The 364-nt window shown below is 35.4% G+C and carries 1 protein-coding gene; it reads left to right on the top strand.

Annotated elements, in window-relative coordinates:
• On the top strand, nucleotides 1-363 hold a 363-nt coding region (locus tag AC4AGG_RS16855; RefSeq protein ID WP_489773176.1), incomplete at its 5' end, for a nucleotidyl transferase AbiEii/AbiGii toxin family protein.
• Between the last annotated feature and the right edge of the window lies 1 nt (nucleotide 364).

Genomic DNA, 364 nt, shown 5'->3' with positions numbered 1-364 from the left:
GTTTTTTATTCTGATCCCTTCATACGAGAAGCACTATTAGAAGATGGAATTCAAATGACGCATCTTGATGATATTGTGGCGATGAAAATAGAAGTGATTCAGAATGGGGGTAGGAAGAAAGATTTTTGGGATTTGCATGAGCTACTAGAAATCTATACCATTGAAGAAATGATTACTTTACATGAACAACGCTATCCTTACGGACACGACAAAGAAATCATCATCTCAAACCTTAGTAATTTTGAATCTGCTGACGAAGACTTAGATGTTATCTGTTTGAGGGGGAAGTATTGGGAGGTAATCAAAGCTGATTTTGATATTATAGCCAATAACCTTTCCAACGTATTTAATCAAAAACGATGAC

This window comes from Chryseobacterium sp. CG10_8 (genome assembly GCF_058117085.1).
Note: the sequence above shows the minus strand (reverse complement) of the source record. Positions and strands in the feature narration are given on the sequence as shown.